This window comes from Massilia sp. CT11-108 (genome assembly GCF_047302915.1).
GTDB lineage: Bacteria > Pseudomonadota > Gammaproteobacteria > Burkholderiales > Burkholderiaceae_D > Telluria > Telluria orientalis.
Window position 1 is genome coordinate 1 of sequence record NZ_JBKYMO010001308.1, and the last position, 385, is coordinate 385.

A 385-nucleotide genomic window follows, 5' to 3' on the forward strand; every position below is an offset into this window, starting at 1 on the left:
CGCTGGGCCCGGACTTCGGCGGCGCGCTGCGCGGGTCCGGCACCTTGTCCGGCACGATGGACACGCCGTCGCTGACGGCCGCCATCGAGGGCCAGAACATCCGCGCGATGGGCACGCAGTCGGTCAAGGCACTGAAGGCCACGGCGAACCTGGGCGCGGGCCGCGGTGCCGCCGATCCGCTCGCGCTCGACGTGTCGGTGACGGATTACGCGAGCACGACGACGGACAAGCTGGGCAACGTCAGCGAAACGAAGATCGCTTCCGCGCGCCTGACGTCGACGGGTACGCGCGGCGCGCACACGATTTCCGCCGCCGCCCGGGGCGACAGCTTCGACGCCGCGCACGGCCAGCGCGGCGGCCTGACGGGCAATACGTGGAACGGCAC

Annotated in this window: 1 pseudogene; it reads left to right on the forward strand. The window is 72.5% G+C overall.

The window, feature by feature from the left end:
- Window positions 1-385, forward strand: a pseudogene (locus ACEN88_RS34540) (hypothetical protein); the annotation flags it as partial.